The sequence below is a fragment of the Thermus thermophilus HB8 genome (assembly GCF_000091545.1).
In the GTDB taxonomy this organism is placed as follows: Bacteria; Deinococcota; Deinococci; order Deinococcales; family Thermaceae; genus Thermus; species Thermus thermophilus.
Genome location: NC_006461.1, coordinates 1,460,966 through 1,476,711, shown reverse-complemented (window position 1 = coordinate 1,476,711; position 15,746 = coordinate 1,460,966). Strand labels below are relative to the sequence as shown.

Below are 15,746 nucleotides of genomic sequence, written 5' to 3'. Positions count from 1 at the left end.
GGGGGTTCCATGGAAATCCGGCTCTTCTCGGGGAGCGCCCACCCCGACTTGGCCCGGCGGGTGGCGGAGGCCCTGGGGGTGCCCTTGGGCAAGGCCCTGGTGGACCGCTTTCCCGACGGGGAGGTGCGGGTCAGGCTTCTTGAGAGCGTCCGCGGGGAGGACGTCTACCTCATCCAGCCCACCTGCCCCCCGGTGAACGACCACCTGATGGAGCTCCTCCTCCTCGCCGACGCCGCCAGGCGGAGCTCGGCGGGGCGCATCAACGCCGTCATCCCCTACTTCGGCTACGCCCGCCAGGACAAGCAGACGGAGGGGCGCGAGCCCATCAGCGCCAGGCTGGTGGCGGGGCTTTTGGAGAGGGTGGGGGTGGAGCGGGTCATCGCCATTGACCTCCACGCCCCCCAGATCCAGGGCTTCTTTGACATCCCCGTGGACCACCTCTCCGCCGTGCGCCTCTTCGCCCGCTACCTCCGGGAAAAGGGGTACGTGGAAAACGCCGTGGTGGTCTCCCCGGACGCGGGCCGGGCCGAGGAGGCGAGAAGGCTTGCGGAAAGGCTCGGCCTTCCCCTCGCCATGCTGGCCAAAAGGCGCCTCGGGCCCCGGGAGACCTCCGTGACCTACGTCATCGGCGACGTGGAGGGGAAAAGGCCCATCCTGGTGGACGACATCGTCTCCACCGGGGGGACGATAAGGCGGGGGGTGGAGGCCCTCCTCCAGGCGGGGGCCCTCCCCGAGGTGGTGGTCATGGCCACCCACGCCGTCCTGGTGGGGGGGGCCAAGGAGAACCTCGCCCACCCCGCCGTCCGCGAGGTGGTGTTCACCGACACCATCCCCCTAAAGGACGGGGGCTACACGGTGCTCTCCACCGCCGAGCTTCTGGCCCAGGCCATCCGCCACGTCCACACCAACCAGTCGGTGAGCGCCCTCATCTGAGGTGCGCCCGCACATGGGCCCGGACCAAGGCTTGGGGAGGCCCTTTTGGGGCGCAGGTGGTGTCAGGCGGGCTCCTCCTCGGCCAGGGCCGCCTTGAGGGCCCGGGCGGCCTCGAGGCTCATCCCGGGAAGCCGGGCGAGCTCCTCCAGGGGGGCCTCCTTGAGGGCCCTTAGCCCCCCGTAGCGCTCCAAGAGGAGCCGCCTCCTTTTCTCCCCGATCCCGGGGATGCCCTGGAGGACCCGGAAAAGCTCCTCGCTCCGCCGCTTCCGGTGGTAGCGGAGGCCGTTTTGGTGGGCCTCGTCCCGGAGGTGGATGAGAAGCTGCAGGGCCGGGTGGGTGAGGGGGAGGCGGAGCTCCCGCCCTTCCGGCGTGACCAGGACCTCCTCCCCCTTGGCGAGGCCCACCAGGGGAAGCCTGAGGCCCGCCCGCTCCAGGGCCCTTGCCGCCGCCCGCACCTGGCCCACTCCCCCGTCAATGAGGAGGAGGTCGGGGAGGGGAAGGTCCTTGAGGCTTCCCGTGTAGCGGCGGAAGACCCCTTCCTCCATGGCGGCGTAGTCGTCGTTCCCCGCCTTGAGGCGCATCCTGCGGTACTCCTGCCGCTTGGGCCTTCCCCCCTCAAAGACGGCGATGGAGAAGACCCGGGCCTGGCCCTGGAGGTGGCTTATGTCGTAGCCCTCGAGGCGCCAGGGGCGGGCGGGAAGCCCCAGGAGGTCCTGGAGGGCCTTGAGGGCAGGGTGCTCCCCCCGCCTTTCCCGGAGCTTGAGCTCGGTCTCCAAGGCGAGGCGGGCGTTCCTTTCGGCGAGTTCCAAGAGCCGCGCCTTCTCCCCCTTCTTCGGCACCCTAAGCTCCACCTTCCGCCCCGCGCGGCGCTTGAGGAGCTCGGCGAGGCTTTCCAGGTCCTCCAGGGGGAAGGGGAGGAGGACGAGGGGGGGGAGGGGGGAGGCCTCCAGGTAGTGGTCCCGGAGGAAGGCCCAGAGGATTTCCTCGTCCGTGGCCTCCTCCTTCTCCACCACGCGGCTGATGCGGCCGAGGATCCGCCCGGAGCGCACCTGGTAGAGCTGCACCACGGCGAGGGCCCCGGAGCGGGCCATCCCCAGAAAGTCCAGGTCCCCCATCTCCGGGTCAAAGGCCTGCTGGTCCGTGGAGAAGAAGGCCCTTAGGGCCTCCATCTGGTCGCGGATCTCCGCCGCCCGCTCAAACTCAAGCCTTCTCGCCGCCTCCCGCATCTTGGCCTCGAGCTCCTGAAGGAGCCCGTCCACCCGGCCCTCGAGGACCGCCTCCACCTGGCGCACCACCTCCTGGTAGGCCTCTGGGTCCGCCTTCCCCACGCAAGGGGCGAGGCAGCGGCCCATGCTGTAGTTCAGGCAGGGGTAGCGCCTCCTTTTCATGGGGTAGCCCGAGTTCTTGCGCAAGGGGAAGAGGCGGTCTATGAGGGTCTTGATGCGGCGAAGCGCCCCCGCCTCGGGGAAGGGCCCGTAGTACTTGGCCCCGTCCTCCTCCACCCGGCGCACCACGAGGAGGGTGGGGAAGGGCTCGTTGGTGAGCTTGAGGAAGGGGTAGTGCTTGTCGTCCTTGAGGAGGACGTTGTAGAGGGGGCGGTGGGCCTTGATGAGGTTGGCCTCGAGGAGGAGGGCCTCCACCTCGTCCCGGGTGGCGATGAAGTCTAGCCCTGTGGCCTCCTCGGCGATGCGCCTCGCCTTGCCCTCGGCGTGGAAGTAGCTTTTCACCCGGGCGCGGAGGCTCTTGGCCTTGCCCACGTAGAGCACCTCCTCCCCCCGCTTCCACAGGTAGACCCCGGGGGTCTCGGGAAGGGGAGGGAGGTCTTGGGCCCGCACGCCCCCATTGTAGACTTTCCCCGTGCCTCCCTTCCTGGTGGACGCCCACCTGGACCTGGCCTGGAACGCCCGCGCCTTAGGGCGGGACCTCACCCTCCCCTTGGAGGCCCTCCGCGCCCAGGACCCCCACCCCGACACCCCCCTGGTCACCCTCCCGAGCCTTAAGGAGGCGGGGGTGGCCCTCGCCTTCGCCACCCTCTTCGTGGACCCTCGGGAAGGGGCACAGGAGGACTGGGAGGAGGAGGTCTACGCCCAGCTCGCCCTCTACGAGGCCTGGGAGAGGCGGGGCCTCGTGAGGGTCCTAAGGGAGCGGGAGGACCTCTTGGCCCACCTGGAGCGCTTCCCCCAAGACGGCGTCTTGGGCCTCGTCCTCCTCCTGGAGGGGGCCCACGCCCTGGAAGCCCCCGAGGACCTCCGCCCCTTGCGCAAGCGGGGCCTCAGGCTCCTCTCCCTCACCTGGGCCACGGGAAACGCCTACGCCGGCGGGAACGCCGAGCCTGGCCCCCTCACGGCCAAGGGGCGGGCCCTCCTCGAGGCGATGGCGGCTTTGGGCGTGGCCCTGGACCTCTCCCACCTGGCGGAGGAAGCGGCCTGGGAGGCCCTAAGGGTTTACGAAGGCCCCGTGTGCGCCACCCACGCCAACTGCCGCGCCCTGGTGCCCTCCGAGAGGCACCTCTCCGACGGGCTCTTGCGGGCCCTGGCCGGGCGGGAGGGGGTTTTGGGCCTCGTGCCCTTTAACGCCTTTTTAGACCCCGCCTGGAAGCGGGGGATGGCGCGGCTTCCCCTGGAGGCCTTTTTCCGGCACAAGGCCCACGCCGAGGCCCTCATGGGCGGGGGGCGGGTGGGCCTGGGCACGGACTGGGACGGGGGGTTCGGCCTCGAGGCCGTGCCCCAGGGCCTGGACCGGCACCGGGACCTCCGCGCCTTAGGGGACGAGGGGTTTTTGGGCGGGAACTGGCTACGCTGGCTCCTTGGCTGGTTCTAGGGGGACCACGGCCAGGGTGCAGCGGCTTGCGGCCACCAGGCGCCCTTCCTCGTCGTAGACCTTCACCTCCCAGACCTGGGTGGTGCGGCCCACGTGGAGGGGCCTCCCCACGGCCCGGATCGTCCCCTCCCGCTTCTTGCGGAGGTGGTTGCAGTTGATCTCCAGCCCGAAGGCGGCGTGCCCCGGAGGGCAGTTCAGGAACCCCCCCACGCTCGCCACGCTTTCCGCCAGGGCCACCGTGGCCCCCCCGTGGAGGAAGCCGAAGGGCTGGTGGACCTTGGGCGTCACCACAAGCTCCGCCACCACCTCGTCCTTCTCCGCCTTGAGGTAGCGGACCCCCAGGGTCCGGTCCAAGGTTTCCCGCTCCAGGAAGGCCTTGACCTCCATGCCCTGGAGTATAAAGGGGCCGTGGGCGAGATCCGGCTCTTCCCCGGCCTCCTCGCCCCCCCGGCGGGGCTGGACTTCCTCTTGGACCTCCCCTCGGAGGAAGGGCTCCACCTCGTGGCCTTCGCCGAGGGGGCCTTGGACGCGCTAAAGGTGGCCTTCCAGGAGGGGGCGAGAAGCCTCGTCCTCCTCTCCCCGGTCCTCTTCCGGGACGCGCTGCTTTCGGCGCGGCTTGGCGCCTTGCGCTTCGGCCTGGAGCGGGGCGGGGTGGAGGGGTTTGCCCGGGTGGGCCGGGCCCTCTTCTTCGGGGCCTTAAGCGCGGGGAGCGAGGAGGTCTACGAGGCCTGGAAGGAGGGCCTGAGCGAGGCGGGGCTTTGGCGGTGGCTTGGCCGCCTCGAGGCCCTCGCCGACGAAAGGCGCTGGCTTAGGGGCACCGCGGCCCGGGTCCTCGTGGTCCAGGGGGCCCTGGACGCCTTCACCCCGCCCCTTCACGGGGCCAAGGTGGCCGACTTCGCCAAGGGGGAGGCCCTCCGCTTCGTGGTGGACGAGGCCGGGCACCTCGTGCCCTGGGAGGCCCAGGAGGAGGTCCGGGACCTGGTGGCGGACTTCCTCCTGGGGGAGGGGTTCAGGCCCCTGCCCGGGGGGCTCGCCTTATGAGGCGTGCGGGCTACCTCCACCTCTACGGCCTGAACCTGGTCTTTGACCGGGTGGGGAAGGGGCCTCCCGTCCTCCTGGTGGCCGAGGAAGCCTCCCGCTGGCCTGAGGCCCTCCCCGAGGGGTACGCCTTCTACCTCCTGGACCTGCCCGGGTACGGCAGGACCGAGGGGCCGAGGATGGCCCCCGAGGAGCTCGCCCACTTCGTCGCGGGCTTCGCGGTCATGATGAACCTGGGCGCCCCCTGGGTCCTCCTCCGGGGCTTGGGGCTTGCCCTCGGGCCTCACCTCGAGGCCCTGGGCCTCCGCGCCCTCCCGGCGGAGGGGGTGGAGGTTGCAGAGGTCTTGTCAAGTAAGCTTAGCTATGGTAACATAGACCTGGGAGGTAACCTATGAGGAAGCTTTTGGCGACCGCGGTTCTGCTTCTGGGCCTGGCCTCGGCCCAGTTCTCGGTGGAGAACCTGAAGCCCTCCTTCGCCCTCGTGGGCGGGACCCAGGGGTTTGGCGGGGAGCTTTCCTGGCACTGCCTCCTCTTCCAGCCCCCCGTGGGGGAGGTGCGCCCCGCCTTGGACCTGGCCTACACCCTGGGTGGAAGCCTGAACGGCGCCTTCCTCTTCCGCTACCTCTACCCGGTGGCCGAAGGGCTTAAGGCGGGGGTAGGCCTCGGGGTGGCGCTTCCCGGCTTCAGCTTCGCCAACCTGGGCCTCTACTTCCGCGCCGACGCCGAGTACGACCTGGCCCAGTTCCTGAACGCGCCCGCCTTCGTGGGCGCCGACCTGGGCCTTGCGGGCGGGACGCTCGCCGCCCAGTTCAAGGTGGGCTACCGCTTCTGAGCACCCCGCAAAAGCCCAAGCGGGACGAGGGAAAAGGGATGGAGGCGGCCAGAAGCCGCCTCCATCCCTTTTGGCGGAGGGGGCGGGATTCGAACCCGCGAGGCCCCGCGAGGGGCCTACCGGTTTTCGAGACCGGCCCGTTCAACCGCTCCGGCACCCCTCCCTGAGCCGGGCGAAGAAGTCCCTTAAGAGCTTAGCACACTCCCTTTCCCGCACACCACCCCGGGCCCGGGTGGGGAGGCCGAAGCGGGTGAGGGCGCCTTCCTTGAGGTTTTCCGCCCCGTAGACCACTTCCACCCCCGCCTGGGCCAGGGCGTGGTGGCACATGAGGCAGGGCTCGAGGGTCACGTAAAGCCGCCCGCCCCGGGCCTCGGGCCCCGCCTCCCTAAGGAGGAGCATCTCCGCGTGGGCCGTGGGGTCCCTTAGCCCCTCCACCCGGTTGTGGGCCCGGAGGACGCGGCCCGGGAGGACGAGGACCGCCCCCACCGGCACCTCCCCTTCCCGGAAGGCCGAGGCCGCCTCCGCCAAGGCCTCCGCCATGTGGGCCTCCTCGGGAGGGGGCGGGTAAAGGCCCAGGACCTCCACCACCCGGTTGCCCTCGGCGCGCACGGGCCAGAGGGGCTTGAGCTCCCGGGGGACTCCTTTTTCCGCCAGGAAGTCCACGAGGCGCTTCCTCCCGGAAGGCCGCTCCAGGTAGTCCCCGGGCGCGGGGCGGCGGAACCCCGGGGGCAGGGGCAGGCGGGGCCTTGGGGGGAGGAGGAAGAGGGTGCCCCCCTTGCGCCGGGCCAGGACGCCCCCCGGGAGGGTCTGGGGCCGGCCGCGGAGGGCCTCCTCCAGGAGGAGGACGAGGCGGGCCTCCGGCCTAAGGCCGAGCTTTTCCAGAAGCCGCCTCAAGGCCCGGCGGCGCACCGCCAGGGGAGCCTCGAGGAGGGGCGCCGCCCGGAAGGCGGGGACGAAGAAGCGGGGGTCGGGGAGGAGCCGGGCCTCGGCCTGGCGCTCCAGGACCCCTTCCTCCTCGGCCCGGGCCTCGGCGAAGCGGGCCAGGGCGCGCTTGGCCGCGGGAAAGCGCTCCTCCAGGAGGGGAAAGACGAAGAGCCGGAGGAAGTTCCGGTCCAGGGCGGGGTCCTGGTTCGTGGGGTCCTCGCGCCAGGCCTCTCCTCGGGCCCGGAGGTAGGCCCGAAGCTCCTCCCGGGTGTGGGCCAAAAGGGGGCGGACCACGATCCCCTCCCGCTCCCGGATGCCCGTGGCCCGGGCGGTCCCCTGGAGGAGCTGGAGGAGCACGGTCTCCGCCTGGTCGTCCAGGGTGTGGGCGGTGAGGATCGCCCGGGCCCCCACCTCCCGGGCCACCCGGTGGAGGAAGGCGTAGCGCACTTCCCGGGCCACCGCCTCCAGGTTCTCGCCCCGGGCCTGGGCGATCCGGGCCACCTCCACCCGCTCGGTGAAGAAGGGGAAGCCCAGCCTTTCCGCCAGGGCCCGGACGAAGGCCTGGTCCAGGGGGCTTTCCGGGCGCAGGCCGTGGTCCAGGTGGGCCACCACCGCCTGGCGCCCTGCTTCCTTCACCAGGAGGGCCAGGGCCACGGAGTCCCCGCCCCCGGAGACGGCGAGGACGAGGGGGTCTTTGGGGGCGAGGCGAAGAAGGCGCTCGCGGAAGGCCGGGACATCCATGCGCCTTCCATGATGCCACGGCCCCCCGGTTTCCCGGGGGGCCTCCTGGTGGCGGCGGTGGGACTCGAACCCACGACACCACGATTATGAGGCATCGCCTTTCCAAAGAACGGCGCGGAAACGCCGCCTTGAAGGGCGTTTCCCCCCCTTCTTGGCATCGGCGCGCCCCCCTTTTGCCCCACGGGGATATTCTACCGCCCGCTCCTGCTTTTGGGGTAGGGGGGACGATTCGCGAAATCTAACTTTCGCGAATGAACCCCGGAGGTCCGCCGCCGTGATACTTGTAGTCCCCAAAACTTGTAGTCCCCAAACTGCACAAACCCCCGAGAAACGCCCTTCCACACGGCAAAATCCCGCCCGATTTTTCTCCTGGACCTTCACCGAACCCAGGGGCGGCCTAAGCCCTAGGGGGTCCCTACGCCGATACTTGTAGCCTCCAAACTGCACAAACGAGCAACGAAGCAAGTCCAGAACGGCAAAGACGCCGAGCATTTTTCCCCGGAAGTCGGCCGCCGGGGAGAACCCCCTAAGCCCCCGGGACTTGTCCCCTGCAGACCGCGCAAAGGGGAACGAAGCAAGTCAGGAACGACACGAGCCGCGCCGATTTTTCCCGGGGAAGGCTAGCCCCGGGGAAGCCCACGAAGGACCGCCCGGGCCTCGAGGCCCGAAGCGCGGAAGGACGGAAGTCAAGCCCTAAGGAGGCCGCGAACCCCAAGCCGCCCGAAGCCGGGGGCCGCGCTTTGTCTGTTTCCGCAAGAAACAGAGCGCCGCGACTAGCGGGCTATATAGCGCGCGCCGCCGCTATGCCGCATAGACTTGCAACATATCCGCAAAGATATGCACACAAGCGCCGGAGAAAGGGCCGCGCCCGCCCAAGCGAACCCCGGGGGCACCCCCACGGCCCCCGCGCGCGCGTAGCCTACCCCGCCCCGTCAGATTTCACTTCGCCCACTTCCGCCTTCCCCGTGATTTTGCACCAAGTCAAGACTTCGCCTTTAGCTTTCCTTTAGCTTCCCTTCATCTTCCCCTAATCAAGTGCGGAAAACGCCGTTTAGTACGGGGCTTACGCTAGAAAGTTAGACCGGGTAAAGTGTGGTTTGGCCCCTTGACAAAGTGATAAAATGAAGGGAGCGGGCGAGGTTGACCGCCCGCCGAAAGGAGAAAGTCCTATGCCTGTGCTCAGTATATCACAGACCGCCCGAAGTTCAAGCCCGGAAATCCCCAACCGGAGGGACCGCCGCCGGGGCAGGCGAAGGGCGCGCACTATTCTCCGCCACGCCTTTCGTTCACGGCGCCGCCCCGCTCACCTCCTCGTCATCAGACTGACGGGGGCGTGGGCCTGGTGGCAGGGCGTGCGCCGCGCGGTCGTCCGCCGCCCCCGCCCCCGGGCCGCCCACCGCCCACATGGACGGGCTTCCCCCGCCGCCCCCGGGCGGGGCTCCGCCGCACCACCCGAAAGCCCGGACGACCAAAGCGCCGATGAAGAAGACGATGGGCCGCCACGGCCGGCGCCGCGCACCACAAGAAAGCGTGGTCGCCCACGGAAGCGGCGGTCCTTCCGGGCCTTCACCAGTCTGAAGACTTGGCGAAAACGCCTAGCCCAGGCCGAGGCCGTGGCGGCCATGCCGGGGGCCATATGCGCTACCCTCGTCCCCGCCGAGGCCCCCGATGAAGCCTCCCGCCGCATAGCCCGGGTCCCGGCCCGGGTGGCAGACTGCTTCGCCGCCCTCGCCCGCCGTTTGCGCCGCGAGCGGGGGGCCCATTTCGCCATCGCTGCCGCCACACGTGCGGGGAACGGAGCCTTCCACCCCCACGCCCACGCCATCGTTTACGGCGTTCGCCGCGAACGCCTCGCCGTTCTTGCCGCCCGTTCGGGCCTTCGGCTTGTTTACGCCGAGCCCGTTCGGGACGGGCGGGCCGCCGCGCGCTACGCCATCGGGGCGCACCAGAAGAGGCATTATGACCGCGTTGAAGGGGCGAGGGGGTTCTGGGCGAAAGTCCCCGAGGCCGCCGAGGCCACGGCCGCTCTTGTTTCTTCACGAAACACGCCATCCGTCCCCGTGGTGCCTACCCCCTTAGGGCCGCTCCCCGTGGTCCCCGGCCCCGTGGACCTCGGCCCCGGGGAGCGTGTCGTTGCTGTTCGCCAATTCCTCGAGGTCAACGCAGAAGCGGCCGCAAACCCCAGCCCCCGTATCCGTGGACCGGCCATTGAGCGCCTCGCGGCTTACGCGGCCGCAGTAGGCGCGCCCCTTGCCATGTGCGGCCCGCCCAGACCGGGGGCCGCCCCCGGGAAGGGGGGCCGCACATGAACGCGGCCCGTTCCTTCGCGGTGGACCTCGCCCGGGGGAAGCGGGCGGAGACTGACCGCGCCGTTCTCGCGCTTCTACATGAGCTTTACCCGGACGGGAAGGTGCGCCCCGCCCCGCCGGAGCTTGACGCTCAAGGGATTGACCTTGTGGTTCACCGCGCCCCGTTCTCAGTCGGGGTGCAGGTAAAAGCGTACGGGGGCACCCTCGCACCCATCCGCACAGCGTGCGTCTTTCTAGAAGACTTTTCGGACATTGACCGCGCCATACCGGGGTGGCTTTGGACCACACGGGCAGAAGTCTTGGTCGTCCGCTACGCCGATGCGCCCGTGGCCTTCCATGTTCCCGCCTTACGCGCCATCGCAGAACGGAAGCGGGACGCATGGGCCCCATACCGCCACACCAATCAGTCAAGGTGGGGCCGCGCCCGCTGGCGGTCGGCATATTGGCGTGCCCCCTTGCGCGAGGTTGTCGGGGCGCTTCTGGACCCCACGGGCGAGATTATTGCCGCTTTATCAAGCCGATGACGGGTGAAGCTGTCCGGTGGATTTCCCTGAGGTCTTTTTCCGCAAGCCGCACATAGTGGGCGGTCATCACCGGGGACTTGTGCCCGAGCATCGCTTGAAGCGCGTAGGAAGGCATCCCGTTCTTGACCATCGCCACCGCCGCGCCGCGCCGGAAGGCGTGCGGCGGCTTGGGGGGAAGGCCCGCGTATTCCGCTAGCCGCCGAAGGACCATCTTCAAGCCGTCATACGCCAAGGGCAAACCGCTTCGGGTCAAGAATAAAGCGTCATGGTCCGAAGGGGGACGCTCCGCCCGGGCGTAGGCGAGGATGGCCCGGTAGGTGGGAAGGCTCACCGGCACCCATTGCACGGCCCCGCCCTTCCGCCGAACCCGCACCGCTTCCGCCTTGACATCCGAAACCCGAAGCCCGAGAACCTCGCTGGCCCGTAGGCCCGTGTCCCAAAGCACCATCACCAGGGCCTTGTCCCTTAGTGGGTTCTTCCCCATTTCCGCCGCCGCAAGAAGCTTCTTCACTTCCCATTCCCGCACCACGGGAAGGTCCGCTTCGGGCACCTTAGGCGGCCTGATTTTCCCCGTGGGGTCAACACCGAGGGCCCCTTCCTTCACCGCCCACCGCACAAAGGCCCGCGCCGCCCGCCACCTAGCCGCCACGCCGCCGGGGCTAAGGCCGTCTTCAAAGGACTTCACGAGGAAGGCCCGAAGGTCGTCCGCCGTAAGCTCCGCCATGGGTTTGTCGCCCACCACCTTCACCATAGCCTTCACCGCGTCCCGGTAGTAGCCGATGGTGTTCGGGGAAAGCCCCCTAGCCCTGCAGTCCAGAAGCCAAGCTTCCGCCCAGTCCGTGATTGTGCCCCGCATATTTTACCTCCACGACTACCGGTTTTCCCCTTCTATGCCCTGACGATTTGCCCTCTTCACGACTTTTCGGGGCGGGGGCGGCCAATGCTAACCGAAGTGGAAGAAACGCATAGGCAAGCCCCCCGGTTTCCCGGGGGGCCTCCTGGTGGCGGCGGTGGGACTCGAACCCACGACACCACGATTATGAGTCGTGTGCTCTGACCACCTGAGCTACGCCGCCAGGCGCCAGGCAACCCCCATCATAGGGGAGGCTGGGCCTCTGGTCAATCGTTTCGCCATTGGCCCGGGGAGCCTCCCCAAGGACCTTTTGCCGGGGTCCTCGTGTGGACACAAGCCCGTTACACAACGCCCCGCTCCCGCAAGGGCTTTCCTTCCCAGAAGCGCCTTAGGCGGAAGGGGGTGAGGTCCAGGCTTTGCGCCTTTCCGAAGGCCACCTCCTCCGCCATGAGGCGGCCTACCATGGCCGCCTGCTGCACCCCGTGCCCCGAGAAGCCCGCGGCCACGAGAAGCCCCTCCTCCACGAAGCCCAGGATGGGGTTGTGGTCGGGGGTCATCTCGTAGTAGCCCCACCAGCTGGCCCTTCGGTCCAGGGAAAGCCCCTCCAGGAAGGGGAAGCGGGCGAGGCCCGCCTCGAGGGTGGGCCCAAGCCAGCCCCAGTCCATCCCCTCCCGGAAGCCCGGGGGCTCCTCGGGGTTGGAGCGGCCGAAGAGGAGGTGCAAACAGTTGGGAAATAGCGCACATTACTTCACCCCAACGCTCGTACGTCCCCGCTTCCCGCCACCTCACCCCAGCGAGCCCCCGCGACATACGAAAAGCCCCGAAGCGCTATACTCCCCCACAGGAGGCCACAGGTGAAGGCCAAGCCTAAGGCCACGCGCAAGCGTACCTCGCAGAAGAGGGCGAAAGCCTTCACCGGAGTCCAGGCTCTTCTCCTCTTCCCTTCCGGAGAAGACCACAAGGCCACCCTGGACCTCATGCGCCGCTTCTCCGCCGCCCCGCGCTACGCCTACAACCGCTTGCTTGAGGGATGGAGCCGGGAAGCCCTCAAACGGGAAAATGGACCCCTCTGCACCTTCTTCCGCCTCAACACCCGCTACGCCGACGACGCGGTGATGAAGGCCCAGGCCCTCCTGGACTCCGCCCGGGAGAGAGGAGAAGACCCCCGGAAGGTCGTCTTCGGGGGAAGGAGGCTCTTTGAGACCCTGAGGCGCAGGCACCTCTCGGGTAAGCCCCTGAAGGAGGTCAAGCGGGAGTGGAAGGAGAAGCGCCAGGGCCTCCTCTACTCCCGTGGGGACAAGACCAAGGGGGGCAACCTCAACCTGAGGCTCTTCGTCAAGGACGGAGCCCTGTGGCTCCGGATCAACCTCGGAGACGGAGGCTACGCCCACGCCCTGATCCAAACGAAGCACCCCAACCTGAGCACCCTCCTCCAGAGGGTATACGCCTCCCTCCCCTACAACGTGGAGCTCTCCCTCAAGGAGGGCAAGGTCTACGCCACCTTCACCTGGGAGGAAGAACCCGCTCCTCTCGTGGCCACGAAGGAGAACGGGGTCCTTGCCCTGGACGTGAACTCGGACCCCTACCACCTCGCCTTAGCCCTCGTTTCCCCTGATGGAAACCTCAGGAGGCACCTCACCCTCTCCCTGGAAGAAGTGGACCGCGCTCCGAACAAAGGAGCCAAGGAGCTCGTCCTCTGGAAGATCGCCCACGAGGTGGTCTCCCTGGCGGAGGAGCACGGCGTAGCCGTCGCCACCGAGCGCCTGAAGCACCTCCCTAAGGGAAGGAGAGGGGACGGCTCTGGAAGAGCTTTCCGCAGGAAGCAGCACCGCTTCGCCTACGCCTCCCTCCTCCGGAAGGTCCACTCCTTGGCCGGGAAGAAAGGTGTCCAAGTCGTGGAGGTCAACCCCCAGGACACCTCCACGATAGGCATGCTCAAGTACGCCCCGCAGCTTTCCCTGTCCAAGGACGTGGCCGCCGCTTACGTCATCGGGAGAAGGGCCTTAGGGTTCAAGGAGAAGCTCCCCAAAGGCTACGGGAAGCTTCTCCAGGACCTAAGCTTCAGGGACCACGTCCAGGGCTTCTACGCCTCCAGGGTGCAGGAACTCCGCGCGAAGAGAAGCGCGGAGCCCAACCCCTACCTCAGGCGCAGGCTTTCTCAAGAGCTTGAGAGGGCGAAGCGCCACCTCTCCTTGCTTTCAAGCCTTCAGGGCTCGCCGGGGAGCCGGAGGGAGGTCACCGATGGAAGGAACTCCCCTGGCGTTAATCCCTGGCGGGTCCACAAGGTAGCTTCGCTGACGAGGGTAGGCACCTTCCTTCCCCTCCTCGGGCGCGAGGTGCCGAGGGACCTCTCTCTCCTCAAGCCCATCCTCTTCGGGGGATCGTGGGAGGGGTGGAGGGGAGGCTTAGGTCCTCATCCTGGTGGGGGGCCGGAGTGCGCTAATGTGCGCTCTACTTGACCAGGCGGCTTCCCTCGGAGCGGAAGTAGAAGCCCGTGCCGAGGTCCACGGTGAGGGGAAAGGCGTGGGGAAATGGCGTAGGGGCGGTGGCGAAGACCATGCGGCGCACCGGCTGTACGGGGATCTCCAGGCCCAAGGTTCGCCCCACCTCCCCTGTCCAGGCCCCGGTGCACAGGAGGAGGAAAGGGGCCTCGTACAGCCCTTTCGGGGTCTCCACCCGCCACACACCCTCCCGGCGCTCGGCCCTAAGGAGGGGCTCGGAAAAGCGCACCTCCGCCCCCAGGCGCCTGGCCTCCCTGAGGTAATAGGCCGTGGCCCCGTGGGGGTCTATGGTCCCGTCCATGGGGCCGAAGGTGGCGTAGGCCAGGCCCTCCTCCCTAAAGGGCACCTTCCTTTGGGCCTCCGCCAGGGAGAGCTTCTCCACGGGGACCCCCAGGGCCTTCTGCACCCTTAGGGCCTCTTCCTGGGCCTCGGCCTGGGCCTCGGGCACCAGGAAGAGGTAGCCCGTAGGCCGATAGGCGGCCTCGGGGATTTCCCGGTACTCCAGGATGGAACGGTAGGAGAGGAGGACGTTCGAGGGCTCGGAGAACTGCACCCGCACCCCGGCGGCGCTTTTCCCGGTGGACCCTTGGGCGTAGGTGGCCTCCTTCTCCAGGACCAAGACCCTAAGCCCCTTTTCCGCCAGGCGGTAGGCCGAGGCCGCCCCTACGATCCCCGCCCCCACCACGACCACCCGGGCCACGCCCCGAGTTTACAAGGCCTCAAGCCCCGTGGTGTAGTGTAAAGGGGGGCGATTCCGCCCCCGGAGGTGAACCCATGCCCCTGATCACCACGGAAACCGGCAAGAAGATGCACGTTCTCGAGGACGGGCGCAAGCTCATCACCGTCATCCCCGGAGACGGCATCGGGCCCGAGTGCGTGGAGGCTACCCTCAAGGTCCTAGAGGCGGCCAAGGCCCCCCTGGCCTACGAGGTGCGAGAGGCGGGGGCGAGCGTCTTCCGGCGGGGCATCGCCTCGGGCGTTCCCCAGGAGACCATTGAGTCCATCCGCAAGACCCGGGTGGTCCTGAAGGGTCCCCTGGAAACCCCGGTGGGCTACGGGGAGAAGAGCGCCAACGTCACCCTAAGGAAGCTCTTTGAGACCTACGCCAACGTCCGCCCCGTGCGGGAGTTCCCCAACGTCCCCACCCCCTATGCGGGCCGGGGCATTGACCTCGTGGTGGTGCGGGAGAACGTGGAGGACCTCTACGCCGGGATTGAGCACATGCAGACCCCGAGCGTGGCCCAGACCCTCAAGCTCATCTCCTGGAAGGGATCGGAGAAGATCGTCCGCTTCGCCTTTGAGCTGGCCCGGGCCGAGGGGCGGAAGAAGGTCCACTGCGCCACCAAGTCCAACATCATGAAGCTCGCCGAAGGGACCCTGAAGCGGGCCTTTGAGCAGGTGGCCCAGGAGTACCCCGACATAGAAGCGGTCCACATCATCGTGGACAACGCTGCCCACCAGCTGGTGAAAAGGCCCGAGCAGTTTGAGGTGATCGTCACCACCAACATGAACGGAGACATCCTCTCCGACCTCACCTCGGGGCTCATTGGGGGCCTGGGCTTCGCTCCCTCGGCCAACATCGGCAACGAGGTGGCCATCTTTGAGGCCGTCCACGGTTCCGCCCCCAAGTACGCCGGGAAGAACGTCATCAACCCCACCGCGGTCCTCCTCTCGGCGGTGATGATGCTCCGCTACCTGGAGGAGTTCGCCACGGCGGACCTTATAGAGAACGCCCTCCTCTACACCCTCGAGGAGGGCCGGGTCCTCACGGGGGACGTGGTGGGCTACGACCGGGGGGCCAAGACCACGGAGTACACCGAGGCCATCATCCAGAACCTGGGCAAGACCCCAAGGAAGACCCAGGTGCGGGGCTACAAGCCCTTCCGCCTGCCCCAGGTGGACGGGGCCATCGCCCCCATCGTCCCTAGGAGCCGCCGGGTTGTGGGGGTGGACGTCTTCGTGGAAACCAACCTCCTGCCCGAGGCCCTGGGAAAGGCCCTGGAGGACCTTGCCGCGGGCACCCCCTTCCGGCTCAAGATGATCTCCAACCGGGGCACCCAGGTCTACCCCCCCACCGGCGGGCTCACGGACCTGGTGGACCACTACCGCTGCCGCTTCCTCTACACGGGGGAGGGGGAGGCTAAGGACCCGGAGATCCTGGACCTCGTAAGCCGGGTGGCAAGCCGCTTCCGCTGGATGCACCTGGAGAAGCTCCAGGAATTTGACGGCGAGCCCGGCTTCACCAAGGCCCAAGGGGAAGACTAAGGCCAC

The 15,746-nt window shown here is 68.4% G+C and carries 11 protein-coding genes, 3 tRNA genes and 2 pseudogenes; 7 read left to right on the top strand and 9 right to left on the bottom strand.

Features of this window, described 5'->3' with window-relative positions:
- Positions 1-9 precede the first annotated feature (9 nt).
- Positions 10-933: a ribose-phosphate diphosphokinase gene (locus TTH_RS07845; protein WP_011173595.1), complete on the top strand. Its 924-nt coding sequence runs from the start codon at positions 10-12 to the stop codon at positions 931-933.
- A 62-nt stretch (positions 934-995) separates the two neighbouring features.
- Here TTH_RS07845 and uvrC read toward each other — a convergent pair whose 3' ends face one another.
- Positions 996-2,768 carry an excinuclease ABC subunit UvrC gene (uvrC, locus tag TTH_RS07840; protein WP_011228755.1) on the bottom strand — a complete coding sequence of 591 codons (1,773 nt, stop codon included), beginning with the start codon at positions 2,766-2,768 and terminating at the stop codon, positions 996-998.
- 22 nt (positions 2,769-2,790) lie between these two features.
- On the opposite strand from uvrC, the gene TTH_RS07835 reads away from it, so the two are divergent.
- Complete coding sequence (locus TTH_RS07835; protein ID WP_011228754.1) at positions 2,791-3,753, top strand: dipeptidase; 963 nt, start codon at positions 2,791-2,793, stop codon at positions 3,751-3,753.
- Here the strand turns inward: TTH_RS07835 and TTH_RS07830 are convergent.
- Entirely contained in the window at positions 3,727-4,140 is a 414-nt protein-coding gene (locus tag TTH_RS07830; RefSeq protein WP_011228753.1) for a PaaI family thioesterase, read from the bottom strand. The two genes, TTH_RS07835 and TTH_RS07830, sit on opposite strands and share 27 nt — an antisense overlap.
- 21 nt (positions 4,141-4,161) lie before the next feature.
- Between TTH_RS07830 and TTH_RS07825 the strand changes: the two genes are divergently transcribed.
- From TTH_RS07825 to TTH_RS07815, 3 genes are read left to right on the top strand one after another with little or no spacing between them, the layout of a single operon-like run.
- A complete protein-coding gene (locus TTH_RS07825; RefSeq protein ID WP_041443526.1) occupies positions 4,162-4,794 on the top strand; it encodes an alpha/beta fold hydrolase in 633 nt (210 codons plus the stop codon).
- On the top strand, positions 4,791-5,186 hold the full coding sequence (locus TTH_RS07820) for an alpha/beta fold hydrolase (RefSeq protein ID WP_011228752.1): 396 nt from the start codon (positions 4,791-4,793) through the stop codon (positions 5,184-5,186). The genes TTH_RS07825 and TTH_RS07820 overlap by 4 nt, the downstream gene beginning before the upstream one ends.
- A complete protein-coding gene (locus TTH_RS07815; protein ID WP_011228751.1) occupies positions 5,183-5,623 on the top strand; it encodes a hypothetical protein in 441 nt (146 codons plus the stop codon). The genes TTH_RS07820 and TTH_RS07815 overlap by 4 nt, the downstream gene beginning before the upstream one ends.
- A gap of 71 nt (positions 5,624-5,694) precedes the next feature.
- On the opposite strand, the gene TTH_RS07810 is transcribed toward TTH_RS07815, so the two are convergent.
- The 6 genes and pseudogenes from TTH_RS07810 to TTH_RS07785 all read right to left on the bottom strand — a co-directional run.
- Positions 5,695-5,786, bottom strand: a tRNA-Ser gene (locus TTH_RS07810).
- Complete coding sequence (tilS, locus tag TTH_RS07805; protein WP_011228750.1) at positions 5,765-7,288, bottom strand: tRNA lysidine(34) synthetase TilS; 1,524 nt, start codon at positions 7,286-7,288, stop codon at positions 5,765-5,767. Before tilS ends, TTH_RS07810 begins: the two co-directional genes overlap by 22 nt.
- Positions 7,289-7,334: 46 nt before the next feature.
- Positions 7,335-7,416, bottom strand: a tRNA-Met gene (locus tag TTH_RS07800).
- 2,679 nt (positions 7,417-10,095) lie between these two features.
- Positions 10,096-10,977 carry a tyrosine-type recombinase/integrase gene (locus tag TTH_RS07795; protein ID WP_011228747.1) on the bottom strand — a complete coding sequence of 294 codons (882 nt, stop codon included), beginning with the start codon at positions 10,975-10,977 and terminating at the stop codon, positions 10,096-10,098.
- A gap of 143 nt (positions 10,978-11,120) precedes the next feature.
- Positions 11,121-11,197: transfer RNA gene (locus tag TTH_RS07790), tRNA-Met, on the bottom strand.
- 118 nt (positions 11,198-11,315) lie between these two features.
- A pseudogene (locus tag TTH_RS07785) lies at positions 11,316-11,690 on the bottom strand (NAD(P)/FAD-dependent oxidoreductase); the annotation flags it as partial.
- A gap of 138 nt (positions 11,691-11,828) precedes the next feature.
- Between TTH_RS07785 and TTH_RS07780 the strand changes: the two are divergent.
- Positions 11,829-13,433, top strand: a complete 1,605-nt coding sequence (locus TTH_RS07780) for an IS200/IS605 family accessory protein TnpB-related protein (RefSeq protein WP_011228745.1) — start codon at positions 11,829-11,831, stop codon at positions 13,431-13,433.
- On the opposite strand, the pseudogene TTH_RS07775 reads toward TTH_RS07780, so the two are convergent.
- Positions 13,432-14,175 (bottom strand): annotated as a pseudogene (locus TTH_RS07775) (NAD(P)/FAD-dependent oxidoreductase); the annotation flags it as partial. The gene TTH_RS07780 and the pseudogene TTH_RS07775 overlap by 2 nt on opposite strands.
- 74 nt (positions 14,176-14,249) lie before the next feature.
- Here TTH_RS07775 and TTH_RS07770 point away from each other — a divergent pair.
- A complete protein-coding gene (locus tag TTH_RS07770; protein ID WP_011228743.1) occupies positions 14,250-15,740 on the top strand; it encodes an NADP-dependent isocitrate dehydrogenase in 1,491 nt (496 codons plus the stop codon).
- Positions 15,741-15,746: the final 6 nt, after the last annotated feature.

Coding starts and splice junctions, on each gene's coding strand:
- TTH_RS07815 (WP_011228751.1), top strand. CDS start 5,183: ATGAGGAAGCTTTTGGCGACCGCGGTTCTGCTTCTGGGCCTGGCCTCG.
- TTH_RS07845 (WP_011173595.1), top strand. CDS start 10: ATGGAAATCCGGCTCTTCTCGGGGAGCGCCCACCCCGACTTGGCCCGG.
- TTH_RS07820 (WP_011228752.1), top strand. CDS start 4,791: ATGAGGCGTGCGGGCTACCTCCACCTCTACGGCCTGAACCTGGTCTTT.
- TTH_RS07830 (WP_011228753.1), bottom strand. CDS start 4,140: ATGGAGGTCAAGGCCTTCCTGGAGCGGGAAACCTTGGACCGGACCCTG.
- TTH_RS07795 (WP_011228747.1), bottom strand. CDS start 10,977: ATGCGGGGCACAATCACGGACTGGGCGGAAGCTTGGCTTCTGGACTGC.
- tilS (WP_011228750.1), bottom strand. CDS start 7,288: ATGGATGTCCCGGCCTTCCGCGAGCGCCTTCTTCGCCTCGCCCCCAAA.
- TTH_RS07770 (WP_011228743.1), top strand. CDS start 14,250: ATGCCCCTGATCACCACGGAAACCGGCAAGAAGATGCACGTTCTCGAG.